The following is a 20,972-nucleotide window of genomic DNA, read 5'->3' on the forward strand; positions in this document are numbered from 1 at the left end:
GGATGAAGGGCAACGGAGCCATCGAACTAATTGCTGTCAGTAAGTTTTATGGCAGCACGCAGGCGGTCAAGTCCATTGACCTGCAAATTCCCGCAGGGGCGTATTGCTGTTTGATTGGCCCGTCGGGCTGTGGCAAGTCGACGACATTGCGCATGATCGCCGGCCACGAAGTGATCAGCGAAGGCGATCTTCTGATCGGGGATCGCAATGTGACCGAATTGCCGCCGGTCAAGCGTGGCACGGCGATGATGTTCCAGAATTACGCGCTTTTCCCGCATATGACCTGTGCGGAAAATGTCGCCTTTGGCCTGAAAATGCAGGGCGTGTCGCCAGCCGATCGCAAGGAACGGGCGATGGAAATGCTGACGCGGGTGCAGATGGCCCAGTTTGCCGATCGCAAACCCGATCAGCTTTCCGGTGGCCAGCAGCAACGCATTGCCCTGGCCCGTTCATTGATTACCGAACCATCCGTTCTGTTGCTTGACGAGCCGCTTTCAGCACTTGATCCGTTTTTGCGTGCACGCATGCGCGACGAGCTGCGTCGTTTGCAGCAGGAACTCGGCATTACCTTTGTCCATGTGACCCACGCCCAGGACGAGGCCCTGGCACTTTCGGACATGGTGGTGGTGATGGAAGACGGCATCATCCGTCAAAAAGGCACACCGCAGGAAATCTTCAACCAGCCAAAATCGCGCTTCATCGCCAATTTCATGGGCGGTCAGAACATTTTCAAAGGAACGGTTTCGGAGTCCGGTCCAGCGGGCACGTTGCTTGCGCGGGGGCCGGACAGCTTTTTCCTGCCGGGCTTTGCGGATGGCAAGGCGGGCGAGGAACTGGAATTCACCATTCGGACCGATCTGATCGGTCTGGATGAAACGGCCCCGCAAGAGGCCCAAAACGGGCAAATCCCTGTCGAGATTACCACGGTCGAATATCTCGGCCTGTGGGTAAGGATCGTCGCGACCACAAGCGACGGCAAGGAAATAACCCTGATGAAGACCGAAAGCGAATTTCGGCAGGCGCCAGTAAGGCGGCAGGACAAATACATCGCCTATTGGAAGCCCGAACATGCCCATGTTCTGGCGTGAATAACCAACCAAACCAAAACAATCTATCAGGAGTGCTTCACATGACGATCGAGACCAAGAAGTCAAAGAATTTGCTGAGCGATGCCGGTGTATCGCGCCGCGGTTTTGTCAAAGGGGCGGCTGCCGTAACCGGTGCCGCGATTGGTTCTGGTGCCATCACCGGGTTCCCGACCATCTGGGCGCAGAACATCAAGAATGTGACGCTGCGACAGTTCGGTACCGGTGTTTCGAACATCAATGCAGTTGCTGACAAGGTCAAAGAAGATCTTGGCTTTACCCTTCAGATGACGGCCCTTGATTCCGATGCGGTTGCCCAGCGCGCCGTGACCCAGCCGAACTCGTTCGATATTGCCGATATCGAATACTGGATCTGTAAGAAAGTCTTCCCGGCTGGCACCATGCAGCCGATGGATACGACCAAGCTTAAGAATTATCAGTATATTTCCAAGCTGTTCATCGATGGCAAACTGACGCCTGATTCCGAAATTGCTCAGGGCACCGCACCGCATACAGTCGGCTTTGTTGAAGGTGCGGACAGCACCACATTTGCATCGGCACCGACCCAGTGGATGACCCTGATCCCGACCATTTATAACGCCGATACCCTTGGTATCCGCCCCGACCTGATCAGCCGTCCGATCACCAGCTGGGCCGATCTGCTTGATCCTGAATTCAAGGGCAAGGCATCGATCCTGAACATCCCGTCGATCGGCATCATGGATGCGGCGATGGTTTGTGAAGCCATGGGCGAAGTCACCTATGGCGACAAGGGCAACATGACCCAGGAAGAAATCGACAAGACCATCGCGGTGATGATCGATGCCAAAAAAGCCGGCCAGTTCCGTGCCTTCTGGAAGAGCTTCGATGAGTCGGTCAACCTGATGGCATCGGGTGAAGTTGTCATTCAGTCCATGTGGTCACCGGCGGTTGCGGCCGTTCGTTCCAAGGGCATTGCCTGCACCTATCAGCCGCTTAAGGAAGGCTATCGTGCATGGGGTGGCGGTATCGGCCTTGCCAAGCATCTTTCGGGTCTCGAGCTTGAAGCGGCTTATGAATATATCGACTGGTACCTGTCGGGCTGGGTTGGTGCGTATCTTAACCGTCAGGGTTACTACAGTGCGGCACCGGAAACCGCGAAGAAGTTCATGTCCGAAGACGAATGGGGCTTCTGGATGGAAGGCAAGGAAGCCCAAGGCGATATCCTTAGCCCGGATGGCAAGGTCATGGAAAAAGCCGGTGCGGTTCGCGATGGCGGTTCCTACGAAGAGCGCATGGGCTCGGTCGCGTGCTGGAACTCTGTCATGGACGAGAACAAGCACATGGTCCGCAAGTGGAACGAATTCATCGCGGCCTAAGCGTGGGTTCAAAGATTTTGATCGGGCGCGGTTTTGGCCGCGCCCGGCACCACGGTTTAATAATTTCAGTTGTCCGGTTGATCCGTGTGTGCGGCAGTTTTTGCGCCAGACAGCAATGTCAAAGCACCGCGGCCAGAGCTTTTAGGGACAGATAATGGCTTTTGATACGTCCAAACGATCGTCCTATTTTCTGATCACGCCGATGGCGGCGATCTTTGCGGTCTTTCTTGTCATACCGCTTCTGACCATCGTGATTGTCAGTTTCTGGGACTATGACGAATACCGGATCCTGCCCGATTTTATTTTGGAAAATTACAGCTATTTGCTCGGGTCATCGGTGACCTGGAAAATTTATCTCAATACGTTGAAATATGCAGCACTGACCTGGGTCTTTACCTTGTCGATCGGCTTTACGGTTGCCTATTTCCTGGCGTTTCATGTGCGCAGTCTGACCTGGCAGATCGTGCTTTTCATGCTGTGTACGATCCCGTTCTGGACGTCAAATATCATCCGGATGATTTCGTGGATTCCATTCCTTGGTCGCAACGGCCTTTTGAATTCGGCACTGATCAATCTGGGAATTGTCGATCAACCGCTTGAGTTCCTTCTGTTTTCCGATTTCGCAGTCGTGCTGGCAGATGTGCATCTCTATACGCTTTTCATGGTGGTGCCGATTTTCAACTCCATGATGCGGATTGATCGTTCCCTGATTGAGGCGGCGCGCGATGCCGGGGCCAGCGGGTTTGAAACCCTGAAATCGGTCATCGTGCCGTTGTCAAAGCCGGGCATTGCCATTGGTTCGATCTTTGTCATCACCGTGGTGATGGGGGATTTCATCACGGTGCGTTTGATGAGTGGCGGGCAAAGTGCGTCGGTCGGTTTGCAGATTTCAAACGAGATCGGGCTTTTGCAATACCCGGCCGCGGCGGCAAGTGCGGTGGTGCTTCTGATCACGGTGTTGCTGATTGTGACCGGGCTTTTGCGCCTTGTTGATATCCGGAAGGAGCTGTGATCATGGCAATCACGCGTGAACGGCGCCCGACAAGCTTTTACATCCTTGCGGCTTTTTTCACCCTGTTCGTTCTGTTCCTGTACGGGCCGATGCTGACCATCTTTATCCTGTCATTCCAGGGAGAAAATGGGGGGCTGACCTTTCCGATGAACGGGTTTTCGTTCCACTGGTTTGGCAATCTGTTTGAACAGCAGGCCGTGGGTGATTTTGGCGGATCATTTACCCGATCACTGAAGCTTGGCCTGATTGTCATGGTCGTGACTGTGGTGGTTTCGTTCATGGCCGGTCTGGCATTCCGTCGCCGCTTCCGTGGCGACAGTGTGATTTTCTATCTGGCGATTGCCAGTCTGATTGTGCCGTCGATCCTGATTTCACTGGGGATCGGGTTGTTGTTCAATATCATCGAATGGCAGCCGCAATGGTTCACATCCGCCCTTGGTGCGCATCTGACATGGACCTTCCCGTTTGGTCTTTTGATCATGTTTGCAGTGTTTAACCGGTTTGATCCGTCTTACGAGGAAGCCGCACGTGATTTGGGGGCGAGCAACTGGCAGACGATCCAGTATGTGGTTCTGCCAATGGTGGGGCCGAGCCTGATCGGGGTTGCGATGTTTTCCTTTACCCTGTCTTACGATGAATTTGCCCGTACCCTGATGACGGCCGGGGCGCTTAATACCCTGCCGCTTGAGATTTATGGCATGACCACCAATGTCACGACGCCGGTTCTTTATGCGCTTGGTACAGTAACCACCGGTTTCTCGTTCCTGGTGATCGGAATTGCCTTGGGATCGGTCATGATCCTTCGGCGTCGCAAGGGGCAAAAAGCATGAGCCGGATTGCTGTCATCAATCCCAATCTGTCGACAGGATTCACCAAAAAGGTCGGTGATCAGGCAAAACGGATTGTGGCGGACGGTACCGCCGTGCTTGCCCTTAATCCGCAATTTGGTCCGGACAGCATCGAAGGCTATTACGATGAGGCCTTTGCCAGTGTCGGGTTGCTGTCAGTTATTCGTGATCTTGAAGCAGCGCCCGATCAGCTTGCCGATCCGGTTGGTGGCTATGTGGTGGCGTGTTTTGATGATACGGGGGTTGATGCGGCACGCTGTCTGACCGCGGCCCCGGTGATGGGGTTGTGCGAAGCAGCCCTTCGCATGGCAGCGGTTGTTGCGTCGCGCTTTGCAATCGTGACCCCGATGCCGGTTTCGGTGCGTCCGCTTGAACATCTGGTGTCGAAATACGGGGCTTCATCGCAATGCGTGGTGCGTGCCGCAGGTGTGCGGACCCTTGATTTCGAAGGTGAAAATGCCGCCATGGCCTATGGCGCGTTAAAGAAACAGGCCGAGATTTGCCTTGCCAATGACCATGCAGAGGCAATTGTTCTGGGCTGTGCCGGCATGACCGATATTGCGCAGCGTCTTCAGGTGGAGCTTGGCGTGCCGGTGATTGACGGGGTCAGTGCGGCGGTCAAAATGATCGAAGCTCTGGCAATGCTGGGCACTCGGACCAGCAAGGCCGGGGCCTATGCCGCGCCGCCATCAAAGGCCTATCACGGGGTGTTTGCGGGGTTTGCGCCGCAAGGCTGATTGGGTGTTTCCGCCTGTCATAATCAACAAAGGCCCGCACAGTGACGGGCCTTTTTTATGTTTGGGCAAAGCCGAAATTTTGCCGGTCAGCTTTGTTTCAGGGCCTGCTCGACCTGTGCGAGGTGGCGGCGCATGGCTTCTTCGGCGCGTTTGGGGTCACGCTGTTCAATGGCATTGACGATGTCGCGGTGCTGGGCGCTCAGATCATTGATAAGACTGTCGGAATGGCTGCTTTCGCGCATGCGGGCCCAGGCAGCGTCACGGCGAACGGCATTTACGGCTTCGAACACGGCAAGAAACAGGGTGTTCTTGACCGATTCGGCCAGTTTCTGATGAAAGGCCGCATCCCATTTTTCATATTCGCCCTGGGTGGTGGCGCGTGCGGCATTTTCGACCATGGTCCGCATGGCATCAATGTCGCCCTGGGATGCGCGCAGGGCCGCAAACCGTGCCATGGACGGTTCGATTTCCTGACGGACTTCCATGATTTCGAACGGGCTTGTTTTGGTGGCGATGCCTTCAAGCTTGCGCAGGCGCGGTGTCGGGGGCGTGCCGACAAAGGTTCCCTGACCCTGACGGCGCCATATCAGGCCTTCTGCTTCAAGCAGATCAAGTGCCTTGCGCAATGCCCTGCGTCCGACATCAAGCTGTTCGGCAAGGTTGCGTTCGGCAATGACACGGCCGTCTTTGACAAATTCGCCGCGGGCAAATCCGGATTTGAGCTTTTCAGCCAATCCGTGGGTCACAAGGTCATTCATGGTCTTTGTTCTTTATTATGGCGTTCCCTGTATCCGAACCAATCTGCACCGGTTTTTTTGTGGTGCCATCTCCCAGAAGACTGGTTCGGATCGCAAGTCTTTGTTTCTGATATCAGTTAATCAGATCATAGAACATTCGCAATGATGTGATGGCCAGAAACAGGCCGAAACACATGCGCAATGCACGTCGCGGTATGGTGTGGGCAATGCGTGCCCCGATCGGTGCGCACAGAACCGTCATCGGGATCAAAAGGGCTGCCGCCAGAACATTGACATAGCCAATCGAAAATGGCGGACGACCGTCAACACCGATCCCCGACATCGCATAGCCGATGGTCCCGGGAAGGGCGATGATCAGACCGATCGCAGCAGCCGTTCCGACCGCGCGGCGAATGTCATATCCCAGGAAATTGAGCACCGGAACACAGATGGTTCCCCCGCCAATTCCCATCATTGCCGACAGGCTTCCGGCCAGGACGCCCAGGATCGCCCAGACCGATTTCGGCGGGTTTTTGGCCTCGTCGGTTTCGCGGTCCTTGACCAGCATCATGTTTGCCGCAACCAGAATTGCCACCACGGCAAAGACGATGGTCAGGACGCGACCATCGGCAAGGCCACCAATCGCGGTGCCGATAATCACCCCGACGACAATTGCCGGACCCCAATGTTTGAGAAGGGCAATATCGACCGAACCTTTTTTATAGTGGCTGCGAGTCGACGAGATCGCGGTTGCAATGATTGTCGTGAGCGAGGTGGCCACAGCGACCTGCATGCGCAACGATTCATCAACGCCCATGGTGGTCAGAAAATGGTAGAGCACCGGGACAATCACGATCCCGCCACCCACGCCTAGCAGGCCAGCCATAATGCCGCCGACAACGCCGGCAAACAGCATTGCAGCGCCCCAGATCAGATAAAGGCTCATGGTGCCTTCGATTTCAATCATCTTGAACCAATCCAAACCAATTTTTACGGTTATATGTTATTGGTAGTAACGCCAGTCCTATCCATTTGGCAATGATTTTGCGCCTGAAATCCATAAATATGGCGAAAAATACGTAGTTTCGCGTTTTTGGGGTTGCGGATGCCAAGTTACGATGACAACAATATGTCGACAAAATGAACGAACCAAAAAATAATTGGTTTTAATTGATCCAGTAGATTTATCAGGAGGCATTGACATGTTCCGCAAGATTGCTGTTGCCGCTGGTCTGATGGCGGCTGCCATTGCAGGACCTGCACAGGCGCAGGACTATCCCGAAAAACCGATTGAATTCATCGTTCCCTGGGGTCCGGGTGGCGGCAGTGACACGCTGATGCGTCTGGTCGCACAGGGTCTTGCCGAAGAAACCGGTCAGGCTGTTCCGGTCATCAACATGCCGGGCGTTGGCGGCAATGTTGGTCTGGCAGAATTCGCAAAGCGTCCGGCTGATGGTTACACCATTTCGCAGATCCACGAAGGCCTGCTGATTTCCAATGGTACGGGCATCACCGACCTGAACTGGGACAGCTTCATGCCGATCGCGCTGGTGACGTCGTCGCCGCAATATCTGACCTTCTCGAAGAACGAGAACTTCTCGACCTTTGAAGAAATGGTCGCCTTTGCCAAGGATCATCCGGGTGCGGTTCGCGCCGGTGTTACCCTTGCTGGTGTTCCGCACCTTCATATGGCGATGATTGAAGACGCATTTGGTATCCAGTTCTCCTATGTCGGTTACGAAGGTACCGGTCAGCGTATCCGTGCCCTGGTTGGCGGCAATATCGATGTTGCCATCGGTGATGTTTCCTCGGCTGGTCAGTTTGTTGAAAACGGCGATCTGATCTTTGCTGCTGTCGGCATGCCGGAACGTACCGCCGATGAGCCTGATGTTCGGACCTTTGCCGAACTTGGTCATGATCTTGATCTGGCTGTGACCCGCGGTGTTGTTCTGCCCAAAGGCACCCCGCAGGATGTTGCAGATGCGCTTGAGGCACATCTGGAAAAAGTCATGCAGAACGAAGACGTTCGCGCAAAAATCAAGAATGTCGGTTCCGAGCCGGTCTTCCTTGGCCAGGATGCCTACAAGGCATATCTCGGCAAGCTGTCTGACACGGTTAACCGTCTGGTCGGCAAGCTCGCAGGATGACGAACGGGGCTGAGAAATCAGCAGCAGCGGGTGCATCGGCACCCGCTGCTTCTCGTGCAAGAACAGAATTTGCGCGGCTGGTTTCCTATATCGTTTTCGGAACTGGTTCGGTTTATTTGTCCCTGCGGGCAGGTGAATTGCCGACCTCGCGCTGGGAACCGCTGGGTGCCGGGTCTTTCCCGCAGCTGGTCTTTGGCGTTCTTGCAGGTCTTTGCCTGATTGCAGCCATCCGGGCGATTATTGATATCCGCAAGGCCGGTCAGCTTGACGCGCTTGGCGAAGCGTTGTGCAGCTGGGTCAAGGTCCGCCGGATATCCTTTGCGCTGTTTGGCTTGCTGGTTGTCTATCTTGGCGCATTGCCCTTTGCCGGCTTTTCGCTGGCGACCTTTGTTTTTCTGCTGATCAGCCAACTTATGATCGCAGGCATTTCGAAAAAGACCGTCATACAGTCCGTGATCGCCGCCCTGATCTTCTCGGTTGGCTTGAATCTGCTGTTTGCCGAAGTCTTTAACGTGTTTCTCCCGCGCGGCATGCTGTTCGCGGGCTAACAGAAGTTTACGATCATGTTGGATGCATTTCTTGCCGGTGCCCATCAGGTTTTCGCATTCGATACCCTGATTTACATGCTGATCGGTTCCGTTGCCGGGATCGTTGCAGCGGCCATTCCCGGTTTTACCGTGACCATGGCCATCATTCTGACCTTGCCGCTGACCTTTACCATGGAACCGCTTCAGGGGGTTTCGGTGATGTTGTCAGTATATGTCGGTGGTTATACCGGCGGTCTGATCAGTGCAGCGTTGCTTGGTATCCCCGGAACGCCAAGTTCGGTGGCCACCACTTTTGACGCCTTTCCCATGGCGCGTGGGGGCGAACCCGGACGTGCATTGTCGCTTGGTGTCTGGGCGTCGTTCTTTGGCACGGTGATTTCCACAATCATTTTGATTGTTGCAGCCCCGCCACTTGCGCTGATTGCGGTTAAGCTTGGCCCCTGGGAATATTTTTCGCTGATCGTGTTTGCCCTGACGATTGTCGCAAGCCTGGTCGGCAATTCATTGATGCGCGGCCTGATTGCCGGTGTCATCGGTCTTGGTCTGGCAACGATCGGTCCGGACCCGATGATGGGGCGCCCGCGTCTGACATTTGAGTCTGATATTCTGATGCCGGGCTTGCCGTTCCTGATTGTTCTGATCGGTATTTTTGCCATCAGTCAGCTGATGGGCGAAGTCGAGGACCATGGGAAGAATGACAACAAGGGCGCGCTGATCCCAGATGTGATTGAATTCAAGACCTGGGCTGTGATGCGCGAAGTTCTGATGCATCCGGTCAATCTGGTGCGCTCATCGCTGATCGGTGTGTTTATTGGCGCACTGCCCGGTGCGGGCGGGTCGATTGCCAACCTTTTGGCCTATGATCAGGCCAAGCGTAGCTCCAAAACCCCGGAAGAATTCGGTAAGGGCACGCCAAATGGTGTGATCGCGTCCGAAGCGGGGAACTCTGCCACGGCCGGTGGCGGTTTGATTCCGATGATTGCGCTGGGCATTCCGGGGTCGGCGGTTGATGCGATCCTGATGGCGGCCCTTATGGTGCATGGCATTTCGGTTGGTCCGCGCCTGATCATGGATCATGCCGATCTGGCCTATGGCATGTTCGTTGCCATGGTTGTTGCATCATTGATGATGCTGGTGGTTTGTGTTCTGTCGATGCGCCTGTTCCTGCGGGTGACCGACATTCCCAAACAGTTCATTGTGCCGACCGTGATGATCTGTTGTGTGATCGGGGCCTTTGCACTCAATAACCGGGTAACCGATCTTTATCTGCTTGGTGCGATCGGGCTTGTCGGATACGGGCTGAAATCGCTTGATTATCCGTTGGCGCCGCTTGTTCTGGGTGTGATCCTTGGACCGATTGCCGAAACCAACCTGCGCCGTGCATTGATGAGTGACGGGGACTGGACGGTATTCTTTACCCGTCCGATTTCGGCTGTATTGCTGGCGGCTGCTGTTCTGTCTGTTATTTTCAGCGTCCGTTCGGTTCTCAAGATGCGCCGAAAAGACCGTCCTGCCACCGATGAACAAGATGGCGACTAGGCCACTGCTTTGAGGAGACTCCTATGAAACTTCGTCATGACGCGCTTTATGCCTCACGCCGGTCACCGGTTCTGGCGCGCAACATGGTTTCCACATCCCAGCCATTGGCCGCACAGGCGGGCCTGCGCATGTTGCTGGCAGGTGGCAATGCCGCCGATGCGGCCTTGGCGTCGGCCATCGCCCTTACAGTGGTTGAGCCGACCGGTAACGGACTTGGTTCGGATGCCTATGCCATCATCTGGGATGGCAAGGAACTGCACGGGCTTAATGCATCGGGTCGCGCACCGGCGGCCTGGAACCCCGAACGGTTTGCCGGCGCAGACAAGATGCCCCAGCGTGGTTGGGAATCGGTAACCACCCCGGGTGCGGTTTCCGCATGGCAGGAAATTTCCAACAAATTTGGCAAATTGCCGTTCGAAAAGCTGTTTGAGCCGGCCATCGAATATGCATCGCGCGGATTTGCTGTTTCGCCGATCATTGCCACCCTTTGGGAAAAGGGTGGGGAATTGCTGGGCAAGCAGTCGGGCTTTGCCGAGGCGTTTCTTCCGAATGGCAAGGCCCCCAAAGCGGGCGAGCTGTTTGTAAACAAGGCCGCTGCTGACAGCCTGATCGACATTGCCGAAACCAAAGGTGAAAGTTTCTATCGTGGCAAGCTTGCCGCAAAGATCGCATCTTTTGCCAAGGAACATGGCGCTGCCCTGTCCGAGGATGACCTTGGCAATCACAAGGCCGATTGGGTCGGCACGATTTCACAAAGCTTCGGCAAGGTGAAACTGCATGAAATCCCGCCAAATGGTCAGGGGATTTCGGCCCTGATCGCGCTGGGCATTCTGCGTCATACCAATATCACCGATTATCAGCCCGATTCGGCCGAGGCCCTGCATCTTGAGATCGAGGCCATGAAGCTGGCCTTTGCCGATATGCGGGCCTATGTCGCCGATCTTGATTACATGACCGATGTTACGGTCGAACATCTTCTGTCGGATGATTATCTGAAATCCCGTGCGGCATTGATCGATGCCAACAAGGCACAGGATTTCAAGGCCGGTGCGCCAAAGCATGGCGGGACGGTTTATGTGACCGCGGCCGACGAAAACGGCATGATGGTGTCGTTCATCCAGTCGAACTATATGGGCTTCGGGTCCGGTGTCGTGGTGCCGGGAACTTCGATCAGCTTGCAAAACCGTGGTCACGGTTTCAGCCTGAAAGACGGTCATCCCAACCTTGTCAAAGGTGGAAAACGTCCGTTCCAGACCATCATTCCGGCATTCCTGATGAGCGATACCGGCAACCCGATCATGAGCTTTGGCGTGATGGGCGGCCCGATGCAGGCCCAGGGGCATCTGCAAATGACCTTGCGCACCCAGCTTTGGGGCCAGGATCCGCAAACCGCGGTGGATGCACCGCGCTGGCAGGCACTGTCGGGGCTTGATGTTGCGGTTGAAGCATCGCTTGGCCATGAAGTTATCGATGCGCTTAAGGCCAAGGGTCATGCGATCAAGGTCGAAACGCCAGACAGCACCAATTTCGGTTTTGGCGGCGCCCAGCTGATTGCCAAGACCGAGGCCGGATATATCGCGGGTTCCGATCCGCGCAAGGACGGATGTGCCGTCGGCTATTGATGAAAGAACAGATTTTCGGATCGGCATTCGCAGTCATCTGAAAGCAGGGTCGGCCCAGTAATGGGCCGGCCTTTTTCTTTGCGCATGGCCGGGACGACTCAACATACAGGGGCCCTTGTGATTTCCGGCATCTGTCAAGATGGAAAGTGCCGCATTTCAGGGGGATAGCCCATGCAAAAATGACGCTTCGTACAGGCCATCGACAGGTATAAAGCGATCAGTTATGGCAGGGGGGCTTGTCAGGTTTTGCGGATTCTTTCCCTGATGGCGACACATTCCTGCCCTGTTTTTTGTGCACAAGCACACTGAACAAATCGAAAAAATCCAATGGTTGGTAGCGTATAGAGGCATGACGCATCATTTTCCGCGGCGCACGGCGCTGGTTTTAAAGCATGTCCTTCTGGTTGCAATCGCGACCGGAACAGTCGTGTTTGGCACCCCGTTACTGGCACAGGCACAGTCAAATGACCCGGCAGCGGCACAGCCCGCCAATACGGAAGTTGCGCCCGCGCCCGCATCAGAGGCACAGGTCAAACCCGTTGCGCCGGTGGCAACCCCCGACGCGCAGCCTGCGACCGACAATGACGCAACCGCGGCGTCCGAACAGACATCCGAAGAACAGGCGGATAATGCCGATCAGGCAGACAGCCAGAAACCGGCAGTCAGCGCACCGGTCATGTTTGATCCGGCCATGGTGATTGAACGTGCACGTGCACTTGCGAATGCGCCGTTTGAAAACCCGCATCGTGAATTGCCCGATGCACTGGCCAATCTGAGCTCGGATGCGTATGACCAGATCCGCTTCAAGTCGCAGCGCGCCTTCTTCAATCCGGATAATTCGGACTTCTCGCTTGAGCTGTTTCACCCGGGCAACATGTATGATGTGCCGGTCGCCATCAATCTGGTGCGCGACGGTGAAATCCAGGTCATTCCGTTTTCTGCCGGTCTTTTTGATTTCGGCAAGACCGGCCTTTCGGGCAATGATTTCTCGACCCAGGGCTATGCCGGGTTCCGGTTGCGCTATCCGTTGTCGAATGTCGGCAGCAGCGATGAGCTGACCCGCTTCCTCGGTGCGTCCTATTTCCGTCTTCAGGGCGAAGGACAATCGATTGGCCAGATGGCGCGTGGACTTGCCATTGACCTTGCCGGCCCGACTGGCGAAGAAATCCCGGTATTTCGCGAATTCTGGATTGTCGAGCCGAAAAAGGGCGATCAGACGATTACGGTCTATGGCCTGCTTGACAGTGCGCGGGTGACCGGTGCCTTCCGGTTTGAAATCAATCCGGGCACGCGCAGTCAGGCCGATGTCAAAGCCAATCTGTTTTTCCGTGATGGTGTCGAAAAGATCGGTATCGCGCCGCTGAACGGCATGTTCCTGTTTGGTGAACAGCGTCGTCGGTCCTTTGACGATTATCGTGGCGAAGTCCATTCCAGTGACGGGCTTCTGATCAATAATGGACGTGGCGAATGGTTGTGGCGACCGCTTGATAACCCGGTTCACCTACAGATGAGCTCGTTTCTGGATGAAAACCCGATCGGCTTCGGGCTTTTGCAGCGGGATCGTAATTTCGATCATTACCAGGATCTTGAACGCCGGTTTGATCGCCAGCCCGGTTACTGGGTCACCCCCAAAGGCAATTGGGGCAAGGGCCATGTCGAACTGGTGGAAATTCCAAGCCCGTCTGAAACCAATGACAATATCGTTGCCTATTGGGTGCCGGAAACCAAACCGGTGGCCGGTGGCGAGATGGAAATTGAATACAGCATCACAGCGACCCGTGATGGCGGCGGTTTGCACGATCTGGCCCAGGCGACCGATACGCGGATCATGCGCATCGCATCCCAGGGCGATGATGATGCCGGTCGTACCCGGTTCGTCTTGAATTTTGCCGGTGGTGATCTGGATTATTTCATTGGCGATGCCAAAAACATGCGGGCAGATGTCAGCGCGTCCGAAGGCAAGATTGAAAACATCCGTGTGATGCCGGATTCGGAAAACGGCGGTGTGCGCGTGTTCTTTGATCTGGTCAATGATGGCGAGGCGCGTTCAAGCAACCTTCGGGTATTTCTTCTTCACAAGGACAGGGTCCTTAGTGAAACCTGGACCATGCCGTGGGTTTTTTGATCCCGGATTTTCCGGACCGTGCCGTTCACACAGATGCGACATTCAGGTAGATGCAGATGAGTCAGAAGTCTGACCATAGAAACGAAAACATTTCAGAGACCCAGTATGATCCGACGGTCCAGTTACGTGGCCCCGGTGTTGGTCAGCGGCGTCTGTTTTTGTTCGGAGCGTCGATTGCTGCCACGGCCTATGCCGCATGGCTGATGACAGATGTTCTGGGTGCCGATCAGCTGACCATCATGGAAATGGTGGTGGTGGCATTCTTTACCATCAACTTTGCCTGGATTTCGCTTTCGTTCTTTACCGGGATTGTCGGGTTGATCCTGCGCGGGCTCAAGCTTGATGCCATCACATTAAAGCGCCTGAAACCGATCGTGCGCAAGGGACCGCTGCGTTCCAAAAACGTTGTCGTGATCCCGGTTTATAACGAGGACCCCAACCGGGTTTTTGCCGGTTTGCGTGCAAGTTATGAAAGTCTTGCCAAAACCGGCGAGCTTGATGCCTTTGACTTTTTTGTTCTGTCTGATACCCGCGATCCCGATATCTGGATCGCCGAGGAACTGGCATGGGCAAAGGCCTGTACGGATTTGAATGCGCGCGGGAAAATCTTCTTCCGCCGCCGTCCGGAAAACACCGAACGCAAATCGGGCAACCTCAAGGAATTCTGCGAAACCTATGCGGCCAATTACGATCACATGATCGTTTTTGATGCCGATAGTGTGATGTCGGGTGAGGCCATGGTGAATATGGCCTATCTGATGGAAAACAATCCGGATGCCGGCATTATTCAGAGCCCGCCGCAACCGACCGGTCGCCAGACCCTGTTTGCCCGCATCTTGCAGTTCATTTCGCGTGTGCATGGTCCGACCATGTCGGCCGGTTTATCATTCTGGTGCATGGGCAGTTCGAACTATTGGGGCCATAACGCGATCATTCGCACCAAGGCGTTCATTGAATGTTGCGGGCTTCCGGTTCTGTCGGGCAAACCGCCGATGGGTGGCCATATCCTGAGCCATGATTTCGTCGAGGCCGCCTTCATGCGCAAGGCAGGCTGGCGGTGCTGGCTGATCCCGCAGCTGGAAGGCAGCTGGGAAGAATTGCCGCCCAACCTGATCGATTTTGCCATCCGTGACCGTCGCTGGTGCCAGGGCAATATGCAGCATGCGCGTCTGATGGTCGCACCGGGTTTCAAACCGCTTAGTCGTTTGCACTTCTTTATGGGGGTGATGAGCTTTGTGTCATCGCCGCTTTGGCTGTTGCTGTTGCTGAGTTCGACCATTGCGACGCTGCAAAACACGCAGCTGACCTACAGCTTCTTTCCGGGGCATTTCACCATGTTCCCGCAATGGCCGGTGGACCGGTCGTTCGAGATGCTGGTGTTGCTGATCTTTACCATCGGGATGCTGGTTTTGCCGAAAATCATCTCGATCCTGATGGTGTGTCTGGGCCGTGACCGCAAAAAGTATGGCGGGGTCATGGTTCTGTTCAGTGGCTTGTTCGAAACGATCTATTCGGCCTTGCAGGCCCCGATCATGATGATGCTGCATTCCCAGTTCGTGTTTTCGGTTTTGACCGGCAATCAGGTTGGCTGGGATGCGCAGGAACGTGACGATGCGGGTGTGCCGTTCAAGGCGGCGCTTAAAACCCATCGGACGATCATTGTCATCGGTCTGGTCTGGGGGGCGGTTGCCGTCTTTGTCGATACGGCGTTCTTCTGGTGGCTGTCGCCGATTCTGGCTGGTCTGGTTCTGTCGCCGTGGCTGACCCATTATTCGAGCAGTCTTGCAATCGGCAAGGCCGCACGCCGGATGAAGCTTTTCCTGACACCGGAAGAATATGACAGCCCCGATGAACTGCGCGGTCTGGCCCGGATCAGTGCCGAGCTGGCCGACGGGGACGTCAAGGATGGGCTGATGCGGCTGATCGAGGACCCGTATGCCAATGCCCTGCATTCGGCATTGCTTCCGGTCCGCAAACCCGATGCGCGGACCACGATCGAGATCGGCATCATCTATGAAAAGCTTGCCCGGCTGGGCATTGAAAGTCTGACACGTGATGAAAAAATCCTGATCCTGTCCTGGCCGGTCAAACCGCTTGACCAGATCATGGCGGGCCGGGACGTCAACGGGTCCTGATTTTCAAAAGCGCTTTGTCTAACCAATTGTTTTAAAAGAATCTTGTGCGCCACAAAAACGCCCAGATTCGAGCAAATTATCCCGCGTTTTTTCAGCGATGCTTATCCTTAACGAAGCGTTAATCGCCGATGATCGTTTACTGCCCGGAGGGCCAAACACATGACTGATATGACCGTTGCATCACAGGGTTTTTCCTATGCCGCATTTGAGTCGGCCGCAATGACCCGTCTGATCGAAGACACAGCACGCGCCTGGCTTCGGTCATTTGGAATCATGTCCGATGCACAGGCCAATCAGCGTCTGATCAACGCCCTGCGCGATGCGCTGGCCGCAGACAGTGTCACAAGTCATGACCGGGCAAGCATGCAGGATATCCTCGATCAGGCCGCACATGATGCGATTGCCGGATGGCTTGCCCGTGTAACCGGTCAGCAGGATTGCTATGGATCGGCGTCATTTTCCATGTTGCGCTGCGCTTTCCTGTCGGCAAACCGTGACGGCATCTGGTCGAGCCGGTTCCTTGATCAGGATGGTGATCATCGTGATCTTGCCATGGCACTTTCGGTTCAGATGATGCTGCCGACACCCAGCCTTAAGGCCTGTGAGATGCCGCGCCAGACACTGGAAAAACGGGCACTCGAACGCCGGGCATCGTAACCCGGTAAATCCTTCGCCCACGCTTTTTCATCTTTACCCTCAACGTTAATGCGTTTTGCGAAGGTAGACACCGCCAGCAATTTGGCGGTGTCTTTATGTGTATCGGCCAAAGATTTTCAAAAAAAGAACCCGCCCCAAAAGGGCGGGTTTAGTTCAGCGGGCGAGAGAGCCCGATTTTCCGTGTGGGGTTTCCACGCTCGTCAAATCAGGCCCCTACCAGACGCCGGGACACACACTTCCCCGACGCCAAATCGTCAGGCTGCTTTGTGAAAGCGGCCCAGTTTTTCAAGAAGCCCTACAACCGCGGGATCGTTCTTTCCGTTGCGATCAAGCTCAAGGAAGAAGTCCGGATAGGGCGCCTTGCCCGGTGTCAGGTTGTAGGGTTCGAAATCGGTAATTCCGATGGCTTCAAGCACGGATTCATCGGTAAAGAAGCCGCCGGTCACTTCGCGTGCGGGCGCGGTCAGGATGGCGTGCGCGGCATCGGCCAGAATTTGCGGGGTGCGCGCGCGGCCCTGTTCCAGACCGGGGATCATATTAAGGGCGGCGGTTTCAATCACCGTAACCGGCCAAAGCGAATTGACGGCCACCCCGTCATCAGCAAATTCGGCCGCCAGACCAAGGGTGACCAGGCTCATGCCGTATTTCGAAATGGTATAGGCCGTGTGATTAGCAAACCATTGTGGTGACAGGTTGGGCGGTGGCGACATGGTCAGGATATGCGGGTTATCCGACTTCAAAAGATGCGGCAGGCAGGCCTGTGCGCAGGCAAAAGTCGCCCGTGTATTGACCTGATGCATCAGATCAAACCGCTTCATGGGTGTTTGCAAGGTCGGGGTCAGATTGATCGCGCTGGCATTGTTGATCAGGATATCGATGCCACCGAATGTTGCGACCGTTTTGGCAACAGCGTCGGCAATCTGGTCTTCGTCGCGAATGTCGGTCTTAAGGGCCAGGGCCTTGCCACCCGCTTCCTCGATCTCGGCAGCAGCCGAATGGATCGTGCCGGGAAGTTTGGGGTGAGGTTCATCGGTTTTGGCGATGATCGCGACATTGGCACCTTCGCGGGCTGCGCGAAGGGCAATTTCCTTGCCGATACCGCGCGATGCACCGGTGATGAACAGTGTTTTGCCTTTAAGACTAGTCATCGTTTATTTCCCTGGGTTCTTTTTATGATTTGCCAAAGCGCGGATTGCGTTTTTCAACAAAGGCGGTAACGCCTTCGCGGAAATCGGCACTGATGGCGCATTCGGCAAATGATTTGGCTTCGGCTGTCAGTTGTTCTGTCAGGGTTGCCTGGGGGGCGGCATTCAGAAGCGCCTTGGTACGTGCAATGGCACCACGCGGACCCGATGCCAGACGGGCTGCATAATTCGCCGTCGCCGATGCCAGTTGATCGGCGGGCACAACCTTGTTGATCAGGCCGCAATCATGGGCTTCGTCCGCGCCGAAACGATCACCGAACAGGGCAATTTCCTTGGCCTTTTTCATGCCGACCAACCGGGTAAGCGAATGGGTCGAACCGCCATCGGGCGAGGTGCCGATATGGATATAGGCCAGGGTGAAAACGGTTTCTTCCGCAGCGATGGCAAGATCGCAGGCATTCATCAGGCTGACGCCAAACCCGGCAACCGCACCTTCAAGCTTGGCAATCACCGGACAGGGAAGGGCGGTCAGGCGGATGACAATGTCATGCACGCGGCTGATCATGGCATCAATCACCGAACGGGTTTCCTCGGCAGATGATTGCGTCATCTGATAGAAAAATTTGACATCACCGCCTGCCATAAAGGTGCCACCCGATCCTTCAAGGATCACAGCACCGATCTGGTTGCTTTGAGCTTCGATCTTGTCGAGCGCATCGGAGAAACCGGCGATCATTGCGTGATCAAGTGCATTCATCCGGTCTGGCCGGTTTAGCGTGATCGTCGCGATGTCATCGGTGATGTTCAGCAATACGGCGTCGGTCGATGTCATGTGGTTTCCTCCCGCGGGGTTGCCGCTTTTTTTGTTCCCGCTATCGGGGATTGGGCCGGTATTAAATCGCAAGCCGGGCTTCTATTGCGCTTTCCATATCGGGCCAGCCCGATAGCCAGTCGGGCATGACAGGCGAATTCTGGTCCGCCCCCACCCGACGACAGACTTCTTGCGGGGTGACGATACCTTCCGGACCGACAAACACGGCCTTGACCACGCCAAGTGCCAGGGTTTTGCCATCAGAAACAAAGCGTTGTTCAAGATAAAACCCCTTGTCATCCCAATAGAGTGCCTGGGTTTCGACGGCGAATTTCTGGAACGGCTTGATCGCGCGCTTGAACCGCATTGTTGATCCCGACACCACCGGTTGCCATTTGCGTTTCAACATCTGTTTGGCGATGCCATTGCGGACAATAAGTTCGGTCCGGCCCAGATCCATAAGCGCGAAATAGCGCGAATTGGTCATATGGACATTGATATCAAGATCCAGTGGCCATGCCCGGAAATGCAGGCAGGATGGATCAAGCGGATGCAGGCGGGGCCGCAACAGCGACAGGATCACCACACGGATCAGCCGGAAAATCAGGTTCACGACATGTCTCCGTTTTCTGATGTGGTCTGACGATTTATGCGGCCCGCAGCCATGATCAGAACAGCTCCTCGTCGAGTGCCATCATGGTCGAAGACCCTGACATCATCTGACTGAACAGGGCACCTGATTGCGGCAGGATACGTTCCATATAGAACTTTGCCGTGATCAGTTTGGCCTTATAGAAGCCGTCCGGGTCGTCATCCTGTTTTGCCAATGCGACTTCGGCCATCCGGGCCCACATGAAGCCAACTGCCACCAGACCGAACAGACGCAGGAATTCGGTTGCGGCGGCACCGGCTTCGTTCGGGTTTTTCATGCCGCGCTGTGCCAGTTCACCCGTGGCCTGTTGCAGGCGCATGAACGCCTTTGCCAGCGGTTGGACAAAGTCGCCAAGGCCGTCCTTGGAGACATTGGCTTCGATATATTCCTGAACCGGGTGGAAGAACCGGCGAAGATAACGGCCGGCCTTGGTCGGCATTTTACGACCGACAAGGTCAAGCGCCTGAATACCGTTTGTGCCTTCGTAAATCTGGGCGATACGGGCGTCACGGACATATTGTTCCATGCCCCATTCGCGGATGTAACCGTGACCGCCAAAGACCTGCACACCAAGGTTGGTATTGTCAAAGCCCCAGTCGGTGAACAGTGCCTTGACGATCGGGGTCATCAGCTGGACGAATTCGTCGGCTTCTTCGCGTTTGACCGGGTCTTCATGATGTTTGGCGGTATCAAGGGCACGGGCAACCCACATGCCCATCGCACGGCAGCCTTCATTGGTGGCCTTCGCGGTCAGGAGCATGCGGCGGACATCAGGATGGACGATGATGGAATCAGCGGCCTTGTCGGGGGATTTTGCACCGGTCAGAGCACGGCCCTGAAGGCGGTCCTTGGCATAGGCACGCGCGCCCTGATAGGCGGCTTCGCCAAGACCAAGTCCCTGAATACCCACCGACAGGCGTTCCTGGTTCATCATGGTGAACATGGCGGGCATGCCCTGATGGGGTTCACCGACCAGATAGCCGATTGCGCCGTCAAAATTCATGACACAGGTGGCAGATGCCTTGATGCCCATCTTGTGTTCGATGGAACCGCATTTGACCGCATTTCGATCGCCAAGCGATCCGTCGTCACCGACCATGAATTTCGGAACAAGGAACAGGGAAATACCCTTGGTGCCCTTGGGCGCATCGGGAAGCTTGGCCAGAACCAGATGGATGATGTTTTCGGTCAGGTCATGTTCACCCGCCGAGATGAAGATTTTCGTGCCGGTGATGGCATAGGACCCGTCACCTTGCGGATCAGCCTTGGTCTTGATGATGCCAAGATCGGTGCCGCAATGCGGTTCGGTCAGGCACATGGTCCCGGACCAGGTGCCTTCGACCATTTTCGGAAGGTATTTGTCCTTAAGTTCGTCCGATGCATGGGCATGCATGGCGGCATAGGCGCCAAATGACAGGCCCGGATACATCCCGAATGACAGGTTGGTCGAACAAATCATTTCCTCGACCAGGGCATTGATCGATTTCGGTGCGCCCTGACCACCATAGGCCGGGTCACAGGCAATGCCGGTCCATCCGCCTTCGGCAAAGGTCTGATAGGCTTCCTTGAACCCTTTGGGGGTGGTGACAACGCCGTCATCCCAGGTGCAGCCTTCCTCATCGCCCGACCGGTTGATCGGGAACAGGATTTCTTCACAGACCTTGGCGGCTTCTTCGAGAACGGCGTCAACGACGTCGGGGGTGAAATCCTCGCAACCGGGCAACTGATTGATATCGTTGTAATCAAACAGCTCGGTCAGGACGAAGCGCATGTCGCGCAGGGGTGCTTTATATTCAGCCATTTTACTTTTCCTC

At 55.4% G+C, this 20,972-nt stretch carries 18 protein-coding genes; 12 read left to right on the top strand and 6 right to left on the bottom strand.

The window, feature by feature from the left end; genetic code table 11:
• Window positions 1-2 precede the first annotated feature (2 nt).
• From WA429_RS00905 to WA429_RS00925, 5 genes are all read left to right on the top strand, one after another.
• A complete protein-coding gene (locus tag WA429_RS00905; protein ID WP_101246577.1) occupies window positions 3-1,088 on the top strand; it encodes an ABC transporter ATP-binding protein in 1,086 nt (361 codons plus the stop codon).
• A 41-nt stretch (window positions 1,089-1,129) separates the two neighbouring features.
• Window positions 1,130-2,443, top strand: a complete 1,314-nt coding sequence (locus tag WA429_RS00910; protein WP_101246576.1) for an ABC transporter substrate-binding protein — start codon at window positions 1,130-1,132, stop codon at window positions 2,441-2,443.
• 154 nt (window positions 2,444-2,597) lie between these two features.
• Window positions 2,598-3,455 (top strand): ABC transporter permease, encoded by an 858-nt coding sequence (locus tag WA429_RS00915; RefSeq protein WP_101246575.1) that lies wholly within the window; start codon window positions 2,598-2,600, stop codon window positions 3,453-3,455.
• Window positions 3,456-3,457: 2 nt separating this feature from the next.
• A complete protein-coding gene (locus WA429_RS00920; protein WP_250281310.1) occupies window positions 3,458-4,285 on the top strand; it encodes an ABC transporter permease in 828 nt (275 codons plus the stop codon).
• A complete protein-coding gene (locus tag WA429_RS00925; RefSeq protein ID WP_287464514.1) occupies window positions 4,282-5,040 on the top strand; it encodes an aspartate/glutamate racemase family protein in 759 nt (252 codons plus the stop codon). Before WA429_RS00920 ends, WA429_RS00925 begins: the two co-directional genes overlap by 4 nt.
• A gap of 86 nt (window positions 5,041-5,126) precedes the next feature.
• Here WA429_RS00925 and WA429_RS00930 read toward each other — a convergent pair whose 3' ends face one another.
• Both WA429_RS00930 and WA429_RS00935 read right to left on the bottom strand, forming a co-directional pair.
• On the bottom strand, window positions 5,127-5,798 hold the full coding sequence (locus tag WA429_RS00930) for a FadR/GntR family transcriptional regulator (RefSeq protein ID WP_101246573.1): 672 nt from the start codon (window positions 5,796-5,798) through the stop codon (window positions 5,127-5,129).
• A gap of 112 nt (window positions 5,799-5,910) precedes the next feature.
• Window positions 5,911-6,744 (bottom strand): sulfite exporter TauE/SafE family protein, encoded by an 834-nt coding sequence (locus WA429_RS00935; protein ID WP_287464513.1) that lies wholly within the window; start codon window positions 6,742-6,744, stop codon window positions 5,911-5,913.
• A gap of 235 nt (window positions 6,745-6,979) precedes the next feature.
• Here WA429_RS00935 and WA429_RS00940 point away from each other — a divergent pair, with 235 nt between their 5' ends.
• From WA429_RS00940 to WA429_RS00970, 7 genes are all read left to right on the top strand, one after another.
• Window positions 6,980-7,924 (top strand): tripartite tricarboxylate transporter substrate binding protein, encoded by a 945-nt coding sequence (locus tag WA429_RS00940; RefSeq protein WP_101246572.1) that lies wholly within the window; start codon window positions 6,980-6,982, stop codon window positions 7,922-7,924.
• The gene (locus tag WA429_RS00945; RefSeq protein ID WP_101246571.1) at window positions 7,921-8,472 is read left to right on the top strand and encodes a tripartite tricarboxylate transporter TctB family protein; all 552 of its coding nucleotides are present in this window, start codon (window positions 7,921-7,923) and stop codon (window positions 8,470-8,472) included. The genes WA429_RS00940 and WA429_RS00945 overlap by 4 nt, the downstream gene beginning before the upstream one ends.
• Before the next feature lie 15 nt (window positions 8,473-8,487).
• A complete protein-coding gene (locus tag WA429_RS00950) occupies window positions 8,488-10,011 on the top strand; it encodes a tripartite tricarboxylate transporter permease (protein ID WP_101246570.1) in 1,524 nt (507 codons plus the stop codon).
• A gap of 23 nt (window positions 10,012-10,034) precedes the next feature.
• Window positions 10,035-11,633, top strand: coding sequence for a gamma-glutamyltransferase family protein (locus WA429_RS00955; RefSeq protein ID WP_287464512.1), 1,599 nt, complete (start codon window positions 10,035-10,037; stop codon window positions 11,631-11,633).
• A gap of 349 nt (window positions 11,634-11,982) precedes the next feature.
• Entirely contained in the window at window positions 11,983-13,758 is a 1,776-nt protein-coding gene (locus WA429_RS00960) for a glucan biosynthesis protein (protein ID WP_114112047.1), read from the top strand.
• Between the two features lie 56 nt (window positions 13,759-13,814).
• Complete coding sequence (gene mdoH, locus WA429_RS00965; protein WP_250281325.1) at window positions 13,815-15,893, top strand: glucans biosynthesis glucosyltransferase MdoH; 2,079 nt, start codon at window positions 13,815-13,817, stop codon at window positions 15,891-15,893.
• A 159-nt stretch (window positions 15,894-16,052) separates the two neighbouring features.
• Window positions 16,053-16,550, top strand: coding sequence for a hypothetical protein (locus WA429_RS00970; protein ID WP_287464511.1), 498 nt, complete (start codon window positions 16,053-16,055; stop codon window positions 16,548-16,550).
• A gap of 254 nt (window positions 16,551-16,804) precedes the next feature.
• Here WA429_RS00970 and WA429_RS00975 read toward each other — a convergent pair whose 3' ends face one another.
• The 4 genes from WA429_RS00975 to WA429_RS00990 all read right to left on the bottom strand — a co-directional run bounded on the left by WA429_RS00975 (window position 16,805) and on the right by WA429_RS00990 (window position 20,959).
• Window positions 16,805-17,698, bottom strand: coding sequence for an SDR family oxidoreductase (locus tag WA429_RS00975; protein WP_287464510.1), 894 nt, complete (start codon window positions 17,696-17,698; stop codon window positions 16,805-16,807).
• Between the two features lie 22 nt (window positions 17,699-17,720).
• Complete coding sequence (locus WA429_RS00980) at window positions 17,721-18,527, bottom strand: enoyl-CoA hydratase/isomerase family protein (protein ID WP_287464509.1); 807 nt, start codon at window positions 18,525-18,527, stop codon at window positions 17,721-17,723.
• Between the two features lie 61 nt (window positions 18,528-18,588).
• Window positions 18,589-19,119, bottom strand: a complete 531-nt coding sequence (locus tag WA429_RS00985; protein ID WP_287464508.1) for a thioesterase family protein — start codon at window positions 19,117-19,119, stop codon at window positions 18,589-18,591.
• A gap of 55 nt (window positions 19,120-19,174) precedes the next feature.
• A complete protein-coding gene (locus WA429_RS00990) occupies window positions 19,175-20,959 on the bottom strand; it encodes an acyl-CoA dehydrogenase C-terminal domain-containing protein (RefSeq protein ID WP_287464507.1) in 1,785 nt (594 codons plus the stop codon).
• Between the last annotated feature and the right edge of the window lie 13 nt (window positions 20,960-20,972).

The sequence above is a fragment of the Thalassospira sp. CH_XMU1420-2 genome, assembly GCF_037029325.1.
GTDB lineage: Bacteria > Pseudomonadota > Alphaproteobacteria > Rhodospirillales > Thalassospiraceae > Thalassospira > Thalassospira povalilytica.

Coding starts and splice junctions, on each gene's coding strand:
- WA429_RS00905 (WP_101246577.1), top strand. CDS start 3: ATGAAGGGCAACGGAGCCATCGAACTAATTGCTGTCAGTAAGTTTTAT.
- WA429_RS00910 (WP_101246576.1), top strand. CDS start 1,130: ATGACGATCGAGACCAAGAAGTCAAAGAATTTGCTGAGCGATGCCGGT.
- WA429_RS00915 (WP_101246575.1), top strand. CDS start 2,598: ATGGCTTTTGATACGTCCAAACGATCGTCCTATTTTCTGATCACGCCG.
- WA429_RS00920 (WP_250281310.1), top strand. CDS start 3,458: ATGGCAATCACGCGTGAACGGCGCCCGACAAGCTTTTACATCCTTGCG.
- WA429_RS00925 (WP_287464514.1), top strand. CDS start 4,282: ATGAGCCGGATTGCTGTCATCAATCCCAATCTGTCGACAGGATTCACC.
- WA429_RS00930 (WP_101246573.1), bottom strand. CDS start 5,798: ATGAATGACCTTGTGACCCACGGATTGGCTGAAAAGCTCAAATCCGGA.
- WA429_RS00935 (WP_287464513.1), bottom strand. CDS start 6,744: ATGATTGAAATCGAAGGCACCATGAGCCTTTATCTGATCTGGGGCGCT.
- WA429_RS00940 (WP_101246572.1), top strand. CDS start 6,980: ATGTTCCGCAAGATTGCTGTTGCCGCTGGTCTGATGGCGGCTGCCATT.
- WA429_RS00945 (WP_101246571.1), top strand. CDS start 7,921: ATGACGAACGGGGCTGAGAAATCAGCAGCAGCGGGTGCATCGGCACCC.
- WA429_RS00950 (WP_101246570.1), top strand. CDS start 8,488: ATGTTGGATGCATTTCTTGCCGGTGCCCATCAGGTTTTCGCATTCGAT.
- WA429_RS00955 (WP_287464512.1), top strand. CDS start 10,035: ATGAAACTTCGTCATGACGCGCTTTATGCCTCACGCCGGTCACCGGTT.
- WA429_RS00960 (WP_114112047.1), top strand. CDS start 11,983: ATGACGCATCATTTTCCGCGGCGCACGGCGCTGGTTTTAAAGCATGTC.
- mdoH (WP_250281325.1), top strand. CDS start 13,815: ATGAGTCAGAAGTCTGACCATAGAAACGAAAACATTTCAGAGACCCAG.
- WA429_RS00970 (WP_287464511.1), top strand. CDS start 16,053: ATGACTGATATGACCGTTGCATCACAGGGTTTTTCCTATGCCGCATTT.
- WA429_RS00975 (WP_287464510.1), bottom strand. CDS start 17,698: ATGACTAGTCTTAAAGGCAAAACACTGTTCATCACCGGTGCATCGCGC.
- WA429_RS00980 (WP_287464509.1), bottom strand. CDS start 18,527: ATGACATCGACCGACGCCGTATTGCTGAACATCACCGATGACATCGCG.
- WA429_RS00990 (WP_287464507.1), bottom strand. CDS start 20,959: ATGGCTGAATATAAAGCACCCCTGCGCGACATGCGCTTCGTCCTGACC.